This is a genomic window from Methanocaldococcus bathoardescens (genome assembly GCF_000739065.1).
Classification (GTDB): Archaea; AGJL01; Methanococci; order Methanococcales; family Methanocaldococcaceae; genus Methanocaldococcus; species Methanocaldococcus bathoardescens.
In genome coordinates this window covers 533416-554061 of the sequence record NZ_CP009149.1, presented here as the reverse complement: position 1 = coordinate 554061, position 20646 = coordinate 533416, and the positions used below count along the sequence as shown (strand labels likewise).

At 30.9% G+C, this 20646-nt stretch carries 19 protein-coding genes; 8 read left to right on the top strand and 11 right to left on the bottom strand.

Annotated features, from left to right (window positions below; all coding sequences use genetic code 11):
• Nucleotides 1-4 precede the first annotated feature (4 nt).
• The 5 genes from JH146_RS02795 to JH146_RS02775 all read right to left on the bottom strand — a co-directional run bounded on the left by JH146_RS02795 (nt 5) and on the right by JH146_RS02775 (nt 4775).
• Nucleotides 5-991 carry a beta-ribofuranosylaminobenzene 5'-phosphate synthase gene (locus JH146_RS02795; RefSeq protein WP_048201595.1) on the bottom strand — a complete coding sequence of 329 codons (987 nt, stop codon included), beginning with the start codon at nt 989-991 and terminating at the stop codon, nt 5-7.
• A gap of 106 nt (nt 992-1097) precedes the next feature.
• Nucleotides 1098-1562 (bottom strand): CBS domain-containing protein, encoded by a 465-nt coding sequence (locus JH146_RS02790; protein WP_048201594.1) that lies wholly within the window; start codon nt 1560-1562, stop codon nt 1098-1100.
• Nucleotides 1563-1578: 16 nt separating this feature from the next.
• Complete coding sequence (gene comC / locus JH146_RS02785) at nt 1579-2613, bottom strand: L-sulfolactate dehydrogenase (protein ID WP_048201593.1); 1035 nt, start codon at nt 2611-2613, stop codon at nt 1579-1581.
• Nucleotides 2614-2636: 23 nt separating this feature from the next.
• On the bottom strand, nt 2637-3161 hold the full coding sequence (endA, locus tag JH146_RS02780; protein ID WP_048201592.1) for a tRNA-intron lyase: 525 nt from the start codon (nt 3159-3161) through the stop codon (nt 2637-2639).
• Between the two features lie 132 nt (nt 3162-3293).
• On the bottom strand, nt 3294-4775 hold the full coding sequence (locus tag JH146_RS02775) for an RNA-guided endonuclease InsQ/TnpB family protein (RefSeq protein ID WP_052352068.1): 1482 nt from the start codon (nt 4773-4775) through the stop codon (nt 3294-3296).
• A 298-nt stretch (nt 4776-5073) separates the two neighbouring features.
• Here JH146_RS02775 and cfbD point away from each other — a divergent pair, with 298 nt between their 5' ends.
• Nucleotides 5074-6129, top strand: coding sequence for a Ni-sirohydrochlorin a,c-diamide reductive cyclase catalytic subunit (gene cfbD / locus JH146_RS02770; protein ID WP_048201591.1), 1056 nt, complete (start codon nt 5074-5076; stop codon nt 6127-6129).
• 38 nt (nt 6130-6167) lie between these two features.
• The gene (locus JH146_RS02765; protein WP_048201590.1) at nt 6168-7802 is read left to right on the top strand and encodes a replication factor C small subunit; all 1635 of its coding nucleotides are present in this window, start codon (nt 6168-6170) and stop codon (nt 7800-7802) included.
• On the opposite strand, the gene JH146_RS08785 is transcribed toward JH146_RS02765, so the two are convergent.
• Together JH146_RS08785 and JH146_RS08780 are read right to left on the bottom strand one after the other, a co-directional pair.
• Entirely contained in the window at nt 7788-8858 is a 1071-nt protein-coding gene (locus JH146_RS08785) for an HAD-IC family P-type ATPase (protein ID WP_236953678.1), read from the bottom strand. The two genes, JH146_RS02765 and JH146_RS08785, sit on opposite strands and share 15 nt — an antisense overlap.
• A gap of 22 nt (nt 8859-8880) precedes the next feature.
• Complete coding sequence (locus tag JH146_RS08780) at nt 8881-10416, bottom strand: cation-translocating P-type ATPase (RefSeq protein ID WP_236953677.1); 1536 nt, start codon at nt 10414-10416, stop codon at nt 8881-8883.
• A gap of 121 nt (nt 10417-10537) precedes the next feature.
• On the opposite strand from JH146_RS08780, the gene cfbB reads away from it, so the two are divergent.
• The 4 genes from cfbB to JH146_RS02740 all read left to right on the top strand — a co-directional run bounded on the left by cfbB (nt 10538) and on the right by JH146_RS02740 (nt 14364).
• Nucleotides 10538-11863: a Ni-sirohydrochlorin a,c-diamide synthase gene (gene cfbB / locus JH146_RS02755; protein WP_048201589.1), complete on the top strand. Its 1326-nt coding sequence runs from the start codon at nt 10538-10540 to the stop codon at nt 11861-11863.
• A 132-nt stretch (nt 11864-11995) separates the two neighbouring features.
• Nucleotides 11996-12841, top strand: coding sequence for a phosphate signaling complex PhoU family protein (locus tag JH146_RS02750; protein WP_048201588.1), 846 nt, complete (start codon nt 11996-11998; stop codon nt 12839-12841).
• 130 nt (nt 12842-12971) lie between these two features.
• Nucleotides 12972-13589 carry a tRNA (pseudouridine(54)-N(1))-methyltransferase TrmY gene (gene trmY / locus JH146_RS02745; RefSeq protein ID WP_048201587.1) on the top strand — a complete coding sequence of 206 codons (618 nt, stop codon included), beginning with the start codon at nt 12972-12974 and terminating at the stop codon, nt 13587-13589.
• Nucleotides 13579-14364, top strand: coding sequence for a 7-cyano-7-deazaguanine synthase (locus JH146_RS02740; protein ID WP_081874453.1), 786 nt, complete (start codon nt 13579-13581; stop codon nt 14362-14364). The genes trmY and JH146_RS02740 overlap by 11 nt, the downstream gene beginning before the upstream one ends.
• 23 nt (nt 14365-14387) lie before the next feature.
• Here the strand turns inward: JH146_RS02740 and mch are convergent, their stop codons facing one another.
• Nucleotides 14388-15359, bottom strand: coding sequence for a methenyltetrahydromethanopterin cyclohydrolase (gene mch, locus JH146_RS02735; RefSeq protein WP_048201586.1), 972 nt, complete (start codon nt 15357-15359; stop codon nt 14388-14390).
• 137 nt (nt 15360-15496) lie between these two features.
• Here mch and JH146_RS02730 point away from each other — a divergent pair, with 137 nt between their 5' ends.
• Nucleotides 15497-16213, top strand: coding sequence for a 6-hydroxymethylpterin diphosphokinase MptE-like protein (locus JH146_RS02730; protein ID WP_048201585.1), 717 nt, complete (start codon nt 15497-15499; stop codon nt 16211-16213).
• A 145-nt stretch (nt 16214-16358) separates the two neighbouring features.
• A complete protein-coding gene (locus JH146_RS02725; RefSeq protein WP_048201584.1) occupies nt 16359-17786 on the top strand; it encodes a DHH family phosphoesterase in 1428 nt (475 codons plus the stop codon).
• Between the two features lie 33 nt (nt 17787-17819).
• Here JH146_RS02725 and JH146_RS02720 read toward each other — a convergent pair whose 3' ends face one another.
• The 3 genes from JH146_RS02720 to JH146_RS02710 are packed head-to-tail and all read right to left on the bottom strand — an operon-like array spanning nt 17820 to nt 20458.
• Nucleotides 17820-18509, bottom strand: coding sequence for a radical SAM protein (locus JH146_RS02720; RefSeq protein ID WP_048201583.1), 690 nt, complete (start codon nt 18507-18509; stop codon nt 17820-17822).
• Nucleotides 18510-18524: 15 nt separating this feature from the next.
• Nucleotides 18525-20084, bottom strand: a complete 1560-nt coding sequence (glgP, locus tag JH146_RS02715; protein WP_048201582.1) for an alpha-glucan family phosphorylase — start codon at nt 20082-20084, stop codon at nt 18525-18527.
• Nucleotides 20085-20092: 8 nt separating this feature from the next.
• The gene (locus tag JH146_RS02710) at nt 20093-20458 is read right to left on the bottom strand and encodes a hypothetical protein (protein WP_048201581.1); all 366 of its coding nucleotides are present in this window, start codon (nt 20456-20458) and stop codon (nt 20093-20095) included.
• Between the last annotated feature and the right edge of the window lie 188 nt (nt 20459-20646).

Here is a 20646-nt window from a genome sequence, read left to right as displayed (position 1 = left end):
TTGCTCACCAAATTCTATGCCCAACATTATTTGCTTTAGTTATAATTATATCCCCATAAATCCCATGCCTATCAAAAACTTCATTAGCTTTTTCAACAATTAATTTTTTGTCTCCAAAGGCATAGATTGTTGGGCCAAAGCTTGAAAGTCCTGCATAAACATCTTTATGCAATTCATTAATTAAATCTTTAACAATATCTGATTGTAAAGAGAGCTCAACTTTTTTAAAGCCTAAGTATTGAAGTTTATTAACAACTTCTCCAAAATCATCTAAATTTTTTTCAACAACTGCTGGCATCATCTTCATTAAAACCAAGTGGCAGATTTTCTCAACTTCATTTAAAGGAACTGGGCAGTATTTTTTAAATATATCGACCTCTTTTTTTCCATAGACGTGTTCTCCTTTTGGGATAATTAAGATAGTTTCCCAATCAAAATCATGTCTAAATATTATTGGTGCTGGCTTAACTCCTTTTGAAGCAGATGAAGGTCTAAAATCCTCTTTATCTTTACCTTTACCAAAGCTGTGTCCTCCATCAATTAAAAATCCTCCATACTCAAAAGCTCCAATACCTATTCCTGAAGTCCCTCCCCTTCCAGTAATTTTGGCTATCTCATATCCGTTCATTTCTTTATTGTATATTGTAGATATTAATTTACCTACTGCCAAAGATAGCTGTGTTCCACTACCAAGACCGGAATGGGCTGGAAATAGTGATAGGATTTTTAAATCAACTCCCTCTCCATTAACAACCTCTAAAACTTTGATAGCAGTGTTATACACTCTATCTCTAATAGATTCTATATAATCCTCCCCAAATTTTTCAATCAATTTTTTATCAAACTCAATGTTTATTTCATCACTTTCTTTTCCTTCAATTTTTATATTTGGTTCTTCTAAAGCTAAACCAATACCTCCATCTACTCTCCCAATAGAACCATTTAAATCTATAAGCCCCATGTGAATTCTTGATGGTGTTTGAATTATCAACATCCCACCATTATTAAGGTTTTAAAGATAATAACAAATAATCATAATGTTCTATAAATTAAATATTTACAACAAAAAAATAAAAAGTTTGAAGATTAAACTAAGCTTAAATTAATGCTTCTATTAAATCCCCTCTTGTAATAATACCAATTAAATTTCCTTCATCATCAACTACTGGCAATCTTTTAATGTTATTTTCAACCATCAGCTTTGCCGCATCGTTAATTGTCATATCTGGCTTAGCAACAATAACTTTTCTTGTCATTACATCTCTAACCTTTGTTTTTAATGCATTTTCTAAATCTTCCATAAATTCTTCTATCTTTAAAGCTGTTCTTAAAGGCAATTCAATCAAATCTAATGGTGATGGCAAAATGAGATTTAAATCTTCATTATGTGTAACAATGGTTTTCACTATGTCACTCTCTGAGATTATACCAACTAATTTTCCATTTTTATTTAATACAGGTGCCCCACTTATCTTATTTCTCCTAAATAATTTTATTACATCGATTAAATCATTATCTTCATAAACTACAATGGGTTTTTTCATAATATCTTTTATTAACATTATTTCACCGTATATTTTACTCTACATAATCTTCAATATTTAATCCTAATTCATTACAAATTTCTTTTAGTTGATTGTATAAGTTTTCATCAATTTCGAATCCATCCTTTCTTTTCATTTTATTTCTCTCCTCTATTTCCCCAGGGATTAATATCTCAAAACCTTCTGCAGGTTCTGATGTCTTAATCTCTTCTAACAACTCATCGACTTTCTTCTTAAACTCCTCTCTACCCATAAAAAATTCTGGATTTATAGCTACAAATAAATCTCCTTTAGTGCATCTTTCTTTTGGATTGGCAGTTCCTCTAACTTTAGTTCCTACTTCAGCTCCACCAATGGCTGATAACATTTCAATAGCTAATGCTAAACCATACCCTTTAGGCCCTCCAAATGGTAATATACATCCTTCCAATGCTTTAGCAGGGTCTGTTGTTGGTTTTCCATCCTTATCTACTGCACAACCCTCTGGAAGTTTAATTCCCTTCCTCAAAGCTTCTAAAATCTTTCCTCTCGCTATTGATGCAGTAGCCATATCTAAGGAAAATTTATACTTATTCCCTTTAAAGGCAATAGCTATTGGGTTTGTCCCTAAAATTTTCTCTTTACCACCAAAAGGTGCCATGGCTGGCTCTGTATTTGTTATTGTTATTCCAATCATATCTTGATTCATAGCCAACTCTGAATAATAGCCAGCGATACCAAAGTGATTAGCGTTTTTTGTAGCAACAACTCCAACTCCAACATTTTTTGCTTTTTCTATAGCTAATTCCATAGCTTTTTTTCCAACAACTTGACCTAAACCCAAATCTCCATCTACAACTGCAGTAGCAGGGCTTTCTTTAACTATTTTTATATTTGGCTTTGGATTTATATGTCCCAACTTTAGAGCAGTTATATATTGTGGAAACCTCCCAATTCCATGGGAAGTGAAGCCTTTCAAATCAGCATCAACAAAAACTTCAGCAGTTATTTTAGCATCTTCTTCTGGAACACCAAATTTCTTTAAAACATCAATTATCAGCTTTCTTTCATTTTCTGGCTTTAAAATCATTATATCCCCCCAAAATTTTTAATTTATGGTTTTACATAAGCCATGTTATAATAGACAATATCTCCATCTGCATCAACTATTGCTATGAGTAATTTTTTTCTAACTGAATGAGCCACTCTAACAAATCCTGTTAGCTCACTTAATAGAAAAGAGCTATCTTCGGTAAATACCTTAACCAAATAAACAGAGTGTTCTTTATCTATATTTGCTCCTCTCTCATAAAGCCTAAAATCAGCTCCATATTTTAGGCCGGTTTTTACTATGTAACCTCTCGTTCTTAAATCTTTATAGACTAAATATTTTAAGCATAATCTTTCTTCAATATTTTTTGCATATTCATATAACTCTTCAAAGCTCAGCATTTTTTCATTTTTATCTTTAACAGCTAACCATCCTAAATTTATTAAATAGAGAGCTTCAACCAAAGATAATGATAGAAAATTTCCTTCAACGTTCCCATAATGCCTTGCTGATAATTTAGATATCCCATTTTTATCAAAAACTATAACTCTATCCCCATCCAACAACCCAATGATTTTTTTGCTCATTTTATCTCTCACCAAATTTATTTTATAATCAATCTTAAAACAGGTCCTCAAAACCTATTCAGGCTATGTCAAATGTTTCAAACGATTACATCTGACATAGCCTGAATAGGTCTTTCATCAGCACCCGCTCCCTTAACGGGATAGACCAACCTCTACCGCCCAATTTGGGGGGCAGAGGTTGCCTAACACAGCCCTACAGAATTCGAATAATCTTACAGCTTTAGGTCTGCAGAGCTTAACCTTAACTATTTTATCGACTTTCTTAAATAGCCTTTTCTTCTTTAAACCGACTTTTAGAATGTTAAAAGCACCATTAACATCGGCGTGGAATATCAAATTAACGATTTTATCAAAATATAAACCTCTACATATTCTGTCTCCCGACATAGAGACTTTCTCATTATTCCCAACCCTCCTTTGAATTTCGATAATATCATCCGAAATACAAGAAGCCTTAGAAGTATAACTCTCATCCACTTCTACCAATTTAATTCCAAGCCATTTAAGCTTATAAGCCAACTTATCGATAAACAACCTAAACGGTATTTGAACAAAGTTTTGATTGACTCTTTTACTTAAATTACTACCATTCTTAGCCTCTAAAATATTCCTACCGATAAAAACCTTATCGTGTTCAGTTTGATGTAAAAATACTGATATAGCTTTAGATACTTGGTGAACTATATTCTCCATCCACTTCTTCCGATGCAGATGCAGTTTTTTAATCCTCTTAGTCAAAATCTTCAATTCCAATAATATATTCTTATCATCTGGATTTTCTTTTAGTAGGTTTTTAATAGTATCGATTTGGCTTCTGAGCTTGGCAGATAGTTTGTTCCACCATTGGTTGAACGATTTAAGATAAGAGGATTTCACAACGATTGATGGAACGTTATCGTTTGTAGATACAACAGTGGCGAAGTTCTCTACCCCTAAATCGATTCCAGCCTTATACTTTCCTAACGGTTTCAACTCTTCAATGTGCTTATCATAAACAATATCCACATAAGCAAAGCCCAAATAATAAGTAATTCGAACACTGCTTGGCTCTTTTATAAATTCTGGCAGTTTTATTCGAATTTGTTTATTTTTATGCAGTTTAACATGTAAGATTTTATTATTTATCTTAAAACTCATTTTATTTAGCTCTACAGTGAATTTATCGATATTTTTTAGCTTTTTAGCTTTTGGTGGTTTCGGTTTTCCACTGAATTTGTTTGAGTTTGCTAAATATTCTTCATAAGCTTTTCTATATGCCTTAAAATCCCTACAAACTTGTCTTATAATCGATTGTATGGCATAATTGTTATTTAGTTCCTTTTTTAACTTTTTCATGCTGTTTAATAATTTGGATAAAAAATTATCGGATTTTATTATGTTTGAGATTTCGTTAAGTTTTTGTAGTTTTTCTAAATTATTTAACGTTCTTTTATTTAATCTATCAGCTAATAGAGAGTACAATAACGCTTCATTAGTTGGATAATAACTTAAATGTTCTTTTAACTTGAGGATTAGGATTATTAGCATATTTCGGAAGTGTGCTAATTGGATTGTGAAGGGTGCTATGTTTTTTAATCGATTGTCATAGATGTAGATTCTGCCAATTACCTTCATTTGATTCACCTTTTTTGGAAAGTAGTAGTTTAATAACTTTTAATAAGCCCAAAGTATTTAAAGTTTCTGTTTTGGTGGTTTAAATGGCTGAGAATAGTTAAAAGTATTCGAATTATGCTAATAAAATTAATAAAATAAAGCTATAGTTGATATTTAAATGTCAATTGTAATAAATTGCAATAAGATGTATCATAAGATAGTGTTTGATACAAAAATGATAAATTAAGCAATAAAATAAATATTGTATGGTTTGAGTTATTTAGTGGATATTAATAAATTAATCAATTGAGGTGAATCTATGATATTCCATCCAAGACCTTCTCCCATTGCCGCTGCAATGTATCAGCTTAGAGATTTAGGTGTTGATGCCATAATTCTGCATGGACCGAGTGGTTGTTGCTTTAGAACAGCAAGATTATTAGAGTTGGATGGAGTTAGAGTATTTACAAGCAATATAGATGAAAACGCCATTGTTTTTGGAGCTTCAGAAAATTTAAAAAAAGCTTTGGATTATGCAATTGAATATTTAAAAAATGAGTTAAAGAAAGAAAAACCAATGATTGGTATTGTTGGGACATGTGCAAGTATGATTATTGGTGAAGATTTGTGGGAATTTGTTGATGATGAGAGAGCTATAATTATTCCAGTTGAAGTTCATAGTGGTAGTGGAGATAACACAATAGGGGCAATAAAAGCAATGGAATCTGCCTTAAAATTAGGAATAATTGATGAGGAAGAGTTTGAAAGGCAGAAATTTTTATTAAAAAAAGCTACAGAAGTTGAGAAAAGAAGAGGAATGGCAAAGAAAGAATATATAAAGCCAACCTATGATGATGATTTAAACGAAGCTATAAAAGTTTTAAAGGATTTGAAAGAAAAAGGTGGAAAAATTGCATGTGTATTGAATGCTAAAAAAGAAACTGCTTATTTATTTGCACATCCTTTAATTGTTTTAAATAAACACTTTAATTGTGTAAATATAGCCAACTTAGCAGATGTTGGATTGCCAAAGATTAGAAGAGATGCAAAAAATATATTAAGAAGGTTTAAGGCAGATTATATCACTGGAGGTTTAGATGAATACCCAATAACTGGAGAGAAAGCTGTTGAAATATTAAAAGATTTAGATGTAGATGCTATTGTTGTTTCTGGAGTTCCACACGCATTACCAGTTGAAGAAATAGATGAAGATATAATAAAGATAAGTATAAGTGATGGGCCGAGAACCTATCATCCAATAAAAGAGATTTATGATTACGCGATTGTTGAGTTAGATGCCCATGCAAAGGTTTTAGGGAAAAAAGATATTGTTAAGTCGAGATTTGGTGAGATTTTGGATTATGCATTAGAATAAAATTGAAAGATAAAATTATAACAAATTTTGGTGGGATAATGGACAAACCATGGGTAGAGAAGTATAGACCAAAAACATTGGATGATATTGTAGGGCAGGATGAAATTGTAAAGAGGTTAAAGAAATACGTTGAAAAGAAAAGTATGCCGCATTTATTATTCAGTGGGCCTCCGGGAGTTGGAAAGTGCTTAACAGGAGATACAAAGGTTATTATAAACGGAGAGATTAGAGAGATTGGAGAAGTTGTTGAAGAAATAAGCAATGGAAAGTTTGGAGCAACTTTAGTCAATAATATAAAAGTTTTAGGAATTGATGAATATGGAAAGATTAGAGAGTTTGATGTGCAGTATGTTTATAAAGACAAAACCAATACCTTAATAAAAATAAAAACTAAAATGGGTAGAGAGTTAAAGGTAACTACCTATCATCCTCTATTAATAAACAACAAAAATGGAGAAATAAAATGGGAGAAAGCAGAAAATTTAAAGGTTGGAGATAAGTTAGCAGTTCCATGCAATATTGTTTATAAAAAAGATAGTTTCATTTTTAAAGATGAAAAATTAAAAGGAAATGGATTGATTGTAAATGAAAATATCCTAAACTACTTATCAGAAAAATTAAATTTAGATGTTGATTTAAGTAAGAATGTTCTAAAAGAGATCCTTCATAAATTAGAATTAATTAGCCATAACATAGATGATAAGCTAAGAGATGCAATATCTTACATCTTATTTTTACATGAGAATGAGCTATATTGGGATAAAATTGTTGAAATTGAACAATTGGATGGAGACTTTATAATTTATGACTTGCATGTTCCAAAATATCACAACTTCATTGGTGGCAATCTACCAACTGTATTGCATAATACAACCGCTGCTTTGTGTTTAGCAAGAGATTTATTTGGAGAAAACTGGAGAGACAACTTTTTAGAGCTTAACGCGTCAGATGAAAGAGGGATAGACGTTATTAGGACAAAAGTAAAAGATTTTGCAAGAACTAAGCCAATTGGAGACGTGCCGTTTAAAATTATATTTTTAGACGAGAGTGATGCATTAACTGCAGATGCACAAAATGCTTTAAGAAGAACAATGGAGAAATATTCAGATGTTTGTAGATTTATTTTAAGTTGTAATTATCCAAGCAAAATTATCCCTCCAATTCAATCAAGATGTGCAGTATTTAGGTTTTCACCATTAAAGAAAGAAGATATTGCCAAAAAATTAAAAGAGATTGCTGAGAAAGAGGGATTAAATTTAACTGAAAGTGGTTTAGAGGCTATAATTTATGTCTCTGAAGGAGATATGAGAAAGGCAATAAATGTTTTGCAGACAGCAGCAGCTTTAAGTAATGTTATAGATGATGAAATTGTTTATAAAGTTTCTTCAAGAGCAAGACCAGAAGAAGTTAAGAAGATGATGGAATTGGCTTTAGATGGAAAGTTTATAGAGGCAAGGGATTTATTGTATAAGCTTATGGTTGAGTGGGGAATGAGTGGGGAGGATATATTAAACCAGATGTTTAGGGAAATAAATAGCTTAGATATTGATGAGAGGAAAAAAGTTGAGTTGGCAGATGCTATTGGTGAAACTGACTTTAGAATAGTTGAGGGAGCTAACGAACGAATTCAGTTGAGTGCTTTATTGGCTAAGATGGCATTAATGGGGAGATAATTTAACCTTCTTTTTCATGAATAATTTTATTATTTCCATAAAGATAGATGTTGAAAATGCTCCCACTAAACAAATAATCCATTCTTTTAAATTTAAAGGAGCAAATTCAAAAACCTCTTGTAGAAATGGAATATATATAACACATAATGTTGTTAAAGCAATAATTATAGATGATAATATTAGCAATTTATTTTCAAAAATACCGATTTTGAATATGGATTCCTCTAAAGACCTGAAGTTGAAGGTATTAAATATCACCATGCCCACTATAGTTACAAAAACCATTGTCCTTGATTTTTCTATGCTAATTGTTGGATTAGATATAATAAATATTAAAAAAGCTACTGTTGCCATGAATAATGCCAAACTAAAAACTAAAATGGAATTTCTCCTTGTTAATATTCCCTTCCCCACTTCTCTTGGTGGTTTGTTCATAATATCTTCTCCTGCAGGGTCTAAACCTAATGCTATTGCAGGCATTTCCTCATCAAACATATTTATGAACAAAATTTGTAATGGTAATAATGGCAAAAATTCAAATCCTAACAAAATTATGCCTAATCCTATAAGGATTACCTCTGTGAAGTTCCTTGAGATAAGATAGCAAGTGAATTTTTCAATATTTTCATATATTGCCCTACCATTTTTAATTGCTTCAACTATTGTAGCAAAGTTATCATCTTGCAAAATCATGTCGCTTGCTTCTCTCGCCACATCAGTTCCTTTAATGCCCATTGCTATACCAATATCCGCATTCTTTAATGCGGGGGCATCATTGACACCATCTCCCGTCATTGCCACTATATGCCCCTTCTTCTTTAATGCATTGACAATTCTCAACTTTTGCTCTGGAACTACTCTTGCATAGACAATAATATCTTCAACAATACTCTTTAATTCCTCATCACTTAGCCTATCTAATTCACTTCCAGTCATAACACCTTTTTCTAAAAATTTTTTAAGTTTTTTATTATTTATTGTTTTTTTATTCTCTTCAAATAGTCCAATTTTCTTTGCTATTGCTTTTGCCGTCTCTTCGTTATCTCCAGTAACCATAATAACCCTTATCTTTCCCCTCTTACATGCTTCTATTGCTTCTTTTTACACCCTCCCTTGGCGGGTCTATCATAGCAATTAAGCCTAAAAAAACTAAATTTTCTTCAATATTCTTTGGAGTTATTTTAGATGCTTCTTTATATGCAACACCAAGAACACGAAATGCAGAGCTTGCAAAATCTTTATTTATTTTCAATATCTTTGCTTTTTCATCCTCATTAATTTCCTCTATTCTATCTTTTTTCTTTATGAATTTGCATTTTTTTAAAATAACCTCTGGAGCCCCTTTTGAGAAAATTAAAAGTTTCCCATCTTTTTTATGTATGGTTGTCATCATCTTCCTTTCAGAGGTAAAGATAACCTCCCCTACTCTTGGATATTCTTTTTCCAAATCTTCCTTCCATAAATTTGCCTTTGTTGCTACAACAATTAATGCCCCTTCTGTTGGGTCTCCAATAATCCCCCACTTTCCCTCCTTTTCTTCAAGAACAGAATTATTACATAAAGCAACCGCTTTTAACAACAAAATTAAATTTTCCTCTTTATTAATATCAACTTCCTCCCCATTATAAAGAAATTTCCCTTTTGGCTCATAACCAACTCCAGTTACATCGAAAATCTTGTCATCAACAAAAATCTTCTCAACTGTCATCTCATTTTTTGTTATTGTGCCAGTTTTGTCCGCGCAGATTACTGTTACTGAGCCAAGGGTCTCAACTGCAAGTAATTTTCTTATTATAGCATTTTGCTTTGCCATGCGGTGCATGCCAATAGATAAAGTTAAAGTTAAAGCTAATGGCAATCCTTCAGGAACAGCAGCAACTGCCAACGCTAAAGCAACTACTAAAATCTCAACTACTGGAATTCCTTTAACAACTCCAAAAATGAATATAATCGCACAAGCAATTAAGGCTATTAATGCTAAAATCTTTCCTAACTTTGTTATTTTTTCTTGTAGTGGTGTTTTTTCTTCTATATCTTGAATCATTCTTGCTATCTTTCCCAATTTTGTATTCATACCTGTTGCCACTACTATAGCTTTACACTTTCCATGAACTATCTGTGTTCCTGCAAAAATTAAATCTCCTTTCTTCTTCTCTATTGCTTTACTTTCTCCAGTTAGAATTGATTCATCAACTTTTAAATTAATTGCTTCAATAACCTCTGCATCTGCAGGGATTTTATCTCCCATTTCCAAAATTAGTAAATCTCCTGGAACCACTTCTCTACTTGGAATTTTTCTTACCTTCCCATCTCTTATAACTCTTGTTGTTGGTTGGACAATTTTTTTCAACGATTCCATCGCACTTTCTGCTTTATACTCCTGAATAAATCCTAAAAATATAATAAAAAATAAAAGAAAAATGATAACCCAAAAATTTAAAATCTCTCCAATAAAAAATGATATAATGGATGCTGCAAAGAGAATCCAAACTAAAATATTGGAAAACTGTCTCAATAAAATTTTAACCCACGTAACTTTTTTCTTTTCTTTAAGTTCATTGTATCCATATTTTTTTATTCTTTCCTCTACTTCAAGATTTGATAAACCAGTCATCAATATCACTTAGATAAGTATATGGTAAATGTTATATAATTCACAACGTATAAACCTTTTTTAACATCATATCATATTTATGAATAAAGATTATTTTAGACATAAAAAGTAGGAGATAGCTATGAGGAGGGTTGTAATTGCTGGAACATCAAGTGAAGTTGGAAAGACAGTTATCTCTACTGGAATTATGAAGGCGTTATCAAAAAAATATAACGTCCAAGGCTATAAAGTTGGGCCTGACTACATAGACCCAACCTATCACACAATAGCCACTGGAAATAAATCAAGGAATTTAGATTCTTTTTTTATGAATAAAGAGCAAATAAAATATCTTTTTCAAAAACATTCAAAAGATAAGGATATAAGTATTATTGAGGGAGTTAGGGGGCTTTATGAGGGAATATCTGCAATAGATGATATTGGCAGTACAGCAAGTGTTGCCAAGGCATTAGATGCTCCAATAATCTTACTTGTAAATGCAAAGAGTTTAACAAGAAGTGCCATAGCAATAATAAAAGGCTTTATGAGTTTTGATAATGTTAAAATTAGAGGAGTTATTTTCAATTTTGTTAGAAGTGAGAAGCATATAAAAAAGCTAAAGGAGGCAATGAGTTATTATCTTCCAGATGTTGAGATTATTGGTTTCATCCCAAGGAATGAAGATTTTAAAGTTGAAGGGAGGCATCTTGGCTTAGTTCCAACACCAGAAAATTTAGAGGAGATAGAGAATAAAGTAGAATTGTGGGGAGAATTAGTTGAAAAATATTTAGATTTGGATAAGATTGTGGAAATAGCTGATGAGGATTTTGAAGAAATTGATAATGTCTTTTTATGGGAAGTTAATGAAAATTACAAAAAAATAGCTGTTGCTTATGATGAAGTATTTAATTTTTACTATTGGGATAACTTTGATGCTTTAGAAGAAAATAAAGGTAAAATAGAATTTTTTAGCCCATTAAAAGATAGTGAAGTTCCAGATGCAGATATCTTATATATTGGAGGGGGTTATCCGGAACTCTTTAAAGAAAAATTAAGCAAGAATAAAGAAATGATTGAAAGTATTAGGGAATTTGACGGCTACATTTATGGAGAATGTGGGGGTTTGATGTATTTAACAAAATCAATTGATAATGTGCCAATGGTTGGCTTGCTAAATTGCTCAGCAGTTATGACTAAAAATGTTCAAGGGCTTAGCTATGTTAAAGCTGAATTTTTAGAGGATTGCTTAATTGGAAGGAAGGGATTGAAATTTAAGGGGCATGAGTTTCATTATTCAAAGCTTGTCAATATAAAAGAAGAGAGATTTGCTTATAAAATAGAAAGGGGGAGAGGAATTGTTAATAACTTAGATGGAATTTTTAATGGGAAGGTTTTGGCTGGTTATTTGCATAATCATGCAGTAGCCAATCCTTACTTTGCTTCATCTATGGTTAATTTTGGTGAATAAAAATTTTTTACTTTGAAATAGAAATATTTGACATTAAGATGTATTTTTAATTATTTTTAATTATGGTTTTTAAAAAACTATTTATAGAAAGTTAGGTAATTAATTACATAAAATATGAATTTACGGGATATCATGTTGAGAGGTAAAGAAGCTACTTTAGCTGGGATAATAAGAGTTATTATTGAAGAAGAGCCAGAAACACAGGATGAAATAGCTGAAAAACTTGGAATAAGTAGAAGATATGTTGCTAAGCTTTTAAAGCCATTAATAGATGAAAAAATAGTTAAACACCCTTATGTAGTTGATATGAGTAAATTGCATAAAATAAATTTAGAATTTGATGAATACATCCTAATGAAAGAAATAAAAACAACCTTAGAAAAAATGGAAAAAACACTTTTAAATAACTTAGATTTAGTTTATACTGCTTTAAAAAATCACGATAAAAAATTAGCTGAAGATATAATCATTAAAGATTATGCATTAAATAAAATGGAAGAAGAAATTAGGATGCTCTTAGGAATGAACGCTCTAAAATATCTACCCGGAGCTTATGCAAACGCTTTCGCCACAATTGCTTCAAATCTTGAAAGATTGGGAGATTATATAGCAAACATTGCTGAAGAGGTAGTTCATGGGCTTAAATTGGATGAAGATATTGAGAATGAAGTTGGAGAAATCTTTAATATCCTTAAAGAGATGCTAACTGAAGCCATAGATGTTGTTAAGAGCAAAAGAAAAGAAACAAAAATTCATGAACTTGAAGAGCAGTTACATAAAAATCTTGAGTTATTGCTGAATAAAGTTTTAGAAAACAAAAGAGGGGATTTAAACTTCTATGTTCAATTTGGTATGTTTTTAAAGGACATTGAGAGATTTGGAGATAGATGTGTAAATATTGTAGATATTGCTTTAGAACTCTACCACAATATACCAAGAAATCCAGTTCCTGAGAGGTTAAAAAGGGGAATGCTATGAGAGAATTTTTTAATTTTCACCTCTGAGCGTAAGCGAGGAGGTGTTAGCTTTGATGAAACCGAAGCGTTAGCTTTGGGCTATGAAAATCTCTGATTTTCATTCAACTTTCTTAAAGTTTCGGAGGGATGTTATGAGGGAGTTTATATTTAAAGCAAATAAAACAATAACTTCATCAGATATAAATTTAAAAGATTTGCCAGGAAGTTGTGGAAGGTTGGATTTACTTTGCAGATGTGTTAGCGATGCTTTCTTTTTATCTCATGATATAAGAAGAGATGTGATTTTTTATGCTGTATTGTATGGGCAACCAAATCCACCAGTTTGTATAAAATTTGTTGGTAGCGAGTTAAGAAAAGTTTCACCAGATGAGAGAAATATAGCCATATTTATAAAAAAAGCTCTTAAAAAATTTGAAGAACTTTATGAAGAAGAAAGAAAGAGCTGGAATCAATCAACACCAGGAATTTATGTAAAGAGGTTAGGATTTAGAGATTTAATTTTGGAGAAGTTGAATGAAGGGAAGAATATTTATTATTTACACAAAGATGGTAAAGATGTTGAGAATGTTGATATAGAAAATCCTGTCTTTATACTTGGAGACCACATAGGGATTGGAGAAGAGGATGAGAAATTTTTGGAAGAAATTGGAGCTAAAAAAATATCCCTATCACCATTAGAGTTGCATGCAAATCACTGCATAACTATAATTCATAATGTGTTGGATAAAAGGGGGTTATATGGAGTTTGAAAAGATTATAGAGGAGAAAGTGAATCAGAAACTTAAAGAATTGAGGTTAAAAAATTCATTGGAAATTTTAGAAAGATTAGATATTGATATAGAGCTTAAAGAAGCTTTAAAACACATGATTATAAGGAGATTGAATGGAGATAAAGAGTTTTATAAGGTTTCTATTGATAAAAAACCAAGTGCAGTTGTTGCGTTTAGTGGTGGAGTTGATAGCTCAACATCTACAATAATAGCAAAGCAAATTTTTAATGTGAAGGCAGTTTCTTGCTATTCAGAATATATCATGACAGATGAGATGAGAGAAAATGCCAAAAACATAGCTAAGAAGATTGGCATAGATTTAGAGTTTATAGATATTGATTTAAAGGAAGTTTATGAGAAAGTAGTTGAAGGAAGATATCATCCTTGTGGTAGATGCCATAAAATTGTTGAAAATGCCGTTATAGATTATGCTAAAAAAATTAATGCTGAATTTGTTATATTTGGTGATTTATTAGCTTCTGGATATTTAGCTTTATATAAAGATAATGAAATTTTCAGGTTTAATTTGCCATCTTTTTTTGCTTTAACAAAAGATGAAGAAAGAGAGATATTAAAAAATAATGGTATTGAAATTAAAGCATCTTATGGCTGTCCATTATTAAAAATTTATCATAAACACAATAGAGGATATAAATTTACAATTCAAAGGATTTTGAGAGAAGTTAGAGGAAGAGTAGTTAGTGAAGAAGAAGGATTTAAAAATATAGTTGAGATTTTAAAGCTTAAAGAATAATAAAAACGAATATTTAAGCAAATTTACAACTCAGTCCATCCTAATGATTTTTTAAGGACTTCTGCGTTAATTTTTCCAGCTCTATAAACTTTACCGTTTGTCATATCATTAATTACAACAACTGCTGGAGCAAACATTCCTTTGTCAATTTTGTAGAAGTCATAGTCAGCTGCTTTGAAAACTTCCATGAATGGCTTTCCATAGTCTTTTGAGGTGCATGAAGGAAGAGCTTTACATAATCCTTCAATGTCATCATTTTCATCGCTCTTAATGTAGTAGAATGTTATTCCCCCATACAAGACCATATCGTTTGTAGCTCCCATCATAGCGAAATCATCACCAATTATTGGAGCAATTGGAGCTAAACCTGCTGCATATTTAACCTTTGTAACATCAAACTCTAAAACTTCTAACATTTTGTATGTTCCATTCTCAACAACTCTACCACTAATCTGAATTGAACCAACTAATGATGCTGTTGGAGCAACTAATAAATAAACGTTTTCTGGCTCAACACCACATTCTTTAGCAACATAATCAGCAACTTCTTCATTTGGCAATTTTGATGCCTCTAAACATAAAACAGCAACATCAGCATCATCTTCGTATCCAATTTCTTCATAAGTTTTCTTTGGTTTTTTAGCTAAAGCTCTTGCAGGTCCTGAACCCATAGCAAAGTATTTTCCAACTTTTACTGCCCAACCTGCTTTCTGAGCACCTAATGTAGCTATTGCTGGATGTGATGTTTTTACTTTAACAAAAGGAAGGTTTATTCCAGTACATTCACATGGTGATAAGGAGATGCCAACGTGAGCTAAACCTCCCAAACAAACTTTTGTATATAACTTCCCAGCTTCCCAGCTTCCAGGAACATTAACCCCACAATCTAAAACAGTAGCTCCATTTTCTAATTTTATAACGTCAATATTTAACTCTTCTTTGTTCTCTATCATTTTATTTACAATCTCTAAAGCTTTTTTGTTTACACTCAACATCTTATCACCAAACAAAACATATAGCTTTATATAGCTTTTTTGTGGCTATATCCTATATAAGTTGTAGTTATATCGTTTTTATAGTTTATGATTTGAATTTGTTTAAGTATAGTAACCAAATAACTAAATGTGATAATATGGACATGAGAGAGTGGGAGATATTTTACAATGAAATTATGGACGATTTTGGATTTGATAAAAGTAAAGATGTTGAAAGTGCAGTTATTTTAAATGATATTTTAGAGAAAGCTAATACAATACCTATTGATAAACTTAAAGATATTATTGAAGGTAGAGAAGTTTTTATCTTTGGTGCAGGACCGTCAATAAAAAAACATATTAAAATTATGAAGGAATTAAGAAAAGATTTTCCTGTAATAGTGGCTGATGGAGCGTGTAAGGCATTTTTAGAAGAGGGCATAATTCCAGATATTATAGTTTCAGATTTGGATGGAGATTTAGAAGCACTAATTGAATGTAATAAAAATGGCTCTATAATTGTAGTTCATGCACATGGAGATAATATTGAAAGAATTAAAGAGTATGTTCCAAAACTAAAAAATATCATTGGAAGCTGTCAAATACCAAATTATAGAGAGTTAAATTTAAAAAATGTAATTAATTTTGGTGGATTTACAGATGGGGATAGATGCTGTTTTTTAGCTTATTATTTCAAAGCTAAGAAGCTAATATTGGGAGGAATGGATTTTGGAATTTATATAACTAAATATTCAAGACCTAATATAAAAAGTGATATAGCTGTAGGAGATGAAATAAAGATTAAAAAGTTAAAATATGCTGAGAGATTAATAAACTATTTAAAGGACAAAATAGAGATAGAGTTTTTAAAATAATTTTAGGCAAGGTTTATATACCATCTTAGATAAGTAATAGGAGATATGCTTATGTTATGTATGATAATTAAAAATGGACTGTAGTATTATTAGTTTACTAAATGATTAGTTTTACTAAAACAACAAAATATTTTACGTGATGACTATGATAACCGTAATAGGTTTTGGTTCTTTTGGTAGAAAAGTTGTGAATTTTATTAAAAATAAAGAACCTATAACAATTATTGATAAAGACATTGATGATGCTGATGATTTGGTAAAAGAAGGCGTAAAAGTGATTGTTGGTGATGCTACTGAAGATGAAGTATTAAAAAAAGCTGAAATTGATAAAGCGGATATTGTATTAATATTAACAAACGAGCCAGAGGTTAATAGAAGGATAGCTGAAAAAGTTTGTGAGTTAAGCCCCAACTCATACAAAATTGCAAGGGCTATTCCAAGATATCCAGAGCTTTATATGGGGTTAAATATAGATAAAATCATAAATATCTTAGAGAGTGGAGCTAAGGATATTGCAAAGGAAGTTGAAGATGCAAAATTAAAAAGAAAATTAATGCAGCTAAAATCTGTATTAATAGAAGGTAAGAAAAAATGCATAAGGTTAGAAAAAACTGAAGATGAGAAAAAAGCACCTCTTCTAATATTAACACATGTAAATCCAGACCCTGATGCAATAGCAAGTGCAATGGCTTTAAAAACAATTGCTGAAAAATGGGGTGTTGATGCAGACATTGCTTATGGAGGAAGTATTGGCTATGATGAAAATAAAGCAATGGTTAATTTATTGGGGGTAAATCTTCTAAATATCAATGATATAGATATAAATGACTATTGTGTTATTGCAGTTGTAGATACATCTACATTAAAACAACTACCAGTAGAGCCTCCAAACATTGATATAATTATAGACCATCACAATAATGCTGATTTAACTGCTGAATATATGGATATTAGACCAGAGGTTGGGGCTACTGCTTCTATTTTAACACAATATCTTATGGAATTGGAAATAGAGCCGTCAAGGAACTTAGCAACAGCTTTATTCTATGGAATACAATCAGATACTGATTACTTTAAAAGAGAAACATCAAAATTAGATTTTGAAGCAGCTGCCTATCTTCAAGGCTATATAGATGCTACTCTCTTAAATATGATAGAGAATCCAGAAATTTCCACTGAAGTAATGGAAGTTTTAGCAAGAGCAATAATGAATAGAAGAGTTGTTAAAGGAAATATAGCTTTAGCTTATGTTGGTGAAATAAGCAACAGAGATGCTCTACCAAAAGCAGCTGATTTCTTATTAAAGATGGAAGGAATTTCTACAACATTCGTCTTTGGAATTGTTGGAGATGAAATTCACATATCTGCAAGAACTAAAGATTTAAGGTTAAATCTTGGAGAGATATTAAATAAGGCATTTGGTGGAGGAGGACATCAAACAGCTGCAGCTGCTAAAATTCCTTTAGGAATATTTAAAGCAGTGTCTGATAAAGAAGCTTTGAGGAAATTGGTTGAAGAGGCAATTAGGGCTAAGATATTAGAAGTTATTGGTATAAAAGAAGATGAGAAGTAGTTATAAACTGAACTAACATTAAATTAAAAATAATTAAATAATAATCTTTTTGGATTTTTTATGCCTCCTAAAATCTAAGGAGCAAGATACATTGGAAAGATATTTTAAAGCAATTTCTTTTGCTTTTAATATTTTAGCTTCATTTGGTTTTTCTGCATTTAAATTGTTGTTATATTTTACATATCCTGTAATTCTATAAGGCAAATCCCAATTACTTAAAAACTTAGCTATTTTTTCAATTTCATCTAAATCAACAATATTTGGAATTAAAACTGTATCTATTTCAACTTTAAAATTAAACTCATCTTTATTTTTGCCTATATAACTTATACAATCTAAAACTTTTTTGTTAGAGCAGGAAGTTAAATATATATGTTTATTTTCATCATAAGCCTTCACATCAATATGTATTTCATCAACTTCAAGTTTATCAAGCATATCTTTCAAATAATATCCATTTGTAGAAAGCATAAGATAAAAACCTTCATCTTTTAATAGTTTTGTTAGTTCAGGTAAATCTTTTTGTAATGTTGGCTCACCACCAGCAATTAAAATTTTATTCAATCTATAACTCTCATTAACTTCTAAAATTTTATTTAAAATCTCATCTACTGAATATTTTTTACAAGATAAGGGTTTGAAAAAGCAGTATTTACATTTAAAATTACATCCATAAGTTAGGAGAGTTATTTTATCACTTAAAGAGATGTGGGAAATTATCATTAAATCACCAAAATTTTATTTATAGAGTTTCTCAGCATACTCTTTAGCCATTCTCTCAGCATCAAAATATTCGACAATATGATTAACGCAGTTACAAGCTTTCATCCACCATCTTTCAGTATCATACATATCAGCAACCTCTTCTAATAAATTGTAAATGCAGTTAGCCACATAGGCATCATCATCTCTAACTCCATCACCAATTGTAAAGCTATCGTCTGGATACATCTTAGCCCATTCTACATGCCATCCATCTAAGGTGCTCATGTGAATAGAGGCATTCATAGATGCTGTCATTCCAGATGTTCCAGAAGCTTCATGATTTAGTTTTGGTGTGTTAAGCCATATATCTGAACCCTGCTTTAACATCTTACTCAGCTTTAATTCATAACCTGTTAGTATAGTAGCTCCTTTCATATCCCTTGTTTTTGATACAATCCAATTGAATGTTGCTATCATGTTGTGGTCATTAGGATGTGGTTTTCCAGCCCAAATAACCTGTATTTTTTTCTTTTTTAATAACTCGAGTAATCTCATCTCATCATGAAGCAATATATGTGGTCTTTTATAAGCTGTGAATCTCCTTGCCCAAACAACAGTTAATCTATCTTTCTTAAACAATTTACCAGTTTGGTCAGCAACCTCCTCAAACAAAATTTCTTTTAATTCCATTTTTCTCTCTCTCAACATATCTATGTCATATTTTTTTGCGGCCTCTCTAATAACAGGGTCTTGCCAATAGTATCTATCTTGAGCATTTGTTATAGCTATTATTTCACATCTATCTTTAACCCAACTCCACATTCTATCGCAGACTTCTTTATGCTTTTTAGAGACAGCATTGGCTCTCTTACAAGTTCTTAAGGCACAAACTGTGTAGTTAAATGGATTTCCTCCCAATCTTTCAGCTAATTTTACATCAACATTTCCAAAGAACCCCATGGATTTTAATAAATTTATGTCTTGGGTTTCATTTCCTTCTGGTAAAGGTGTGTGAGTAGTGAAAACAGCATGTTCTCTTGTATATTCAAGTCCATACTCTTCTATCATCTTAAAGACTAAAGGTAAAGGATGAGGCTCATTCATGTGGAAAAGCTTTACGTTTTCACATTCTTTTATAACCTTATATCCTCCAATACCCAAAACAATCTGTTGAGCTATATGAAGTATGTTGTTGGCATCATACAATTTATGAGTTATAGTTCTTGAGAAATCATCATTTTCTGGAATATCTGTTGTTAGAAAATAAATAGGGCATGTTCCAAAAACATTTTCTTCTAATTTATAAGCTTTAACCCATACAGTGTTGTTATTTATTGTAACTGGGACTTTTAAATTAATATCTTCCAAAAAATCATAGTATTTTCTTATATATTCAACTTTCATTTTCCCTTCTCTATCTCTCAATTGGTCGTAATATCCATAACTCCATAATATTGAAACCCCCACAAGAGGTTGATTCAATCTTTTAGCAGCCCTAAAATGTGAGCTGGCTAAAAATCCTAACCCTCCAGCATAGGTTTTTAAAGGTTGATGGATTGCAAATTCCATACAGAAATAAGCAGTTGGTTTCATAGTTTCCCTCAATTTTTGCTTTTTTCAATGATAGGAATTATATGAATTTCTTTATTTTTTAAGTAATGTCTTAGTAGGACAAAATTAATCGTTCCTATTATTATCACTCCAAATATTAACTCATAAAATCCTAATAAAGCATCTATCTTTGATAGTTTAAGATAAATAAGAAATATTGGAACAGTTAAAATAGCTCTAATGACTTCTATTTTTATTTTTTCAGATTTTGTTAAATTTTTGTCTAAAAAATAATAGGAACTTATAAAATCAATTTCTTTACCATACTGTTTATTTAGTATAGCCCAGCCAACAATCCACGGTATGATTATTAAATATATTACGAAAGATAAAGCCACAACTAAACCAGTTAACATTACAATCCCCCAAAAATATTTAGTGCCCATAATATGTGTTAATGTTATCTATTTTATTTTATGTGGTTTCTCTTTTATGTTTATTCCTTTAAATTTTTAGATAATTTCTATTAGTTGCAAATATTTGAATTTAATTTATAAATGGTAAATATCTTATACTTAGTTGAGAATAAAATAAGTGAAAGAAA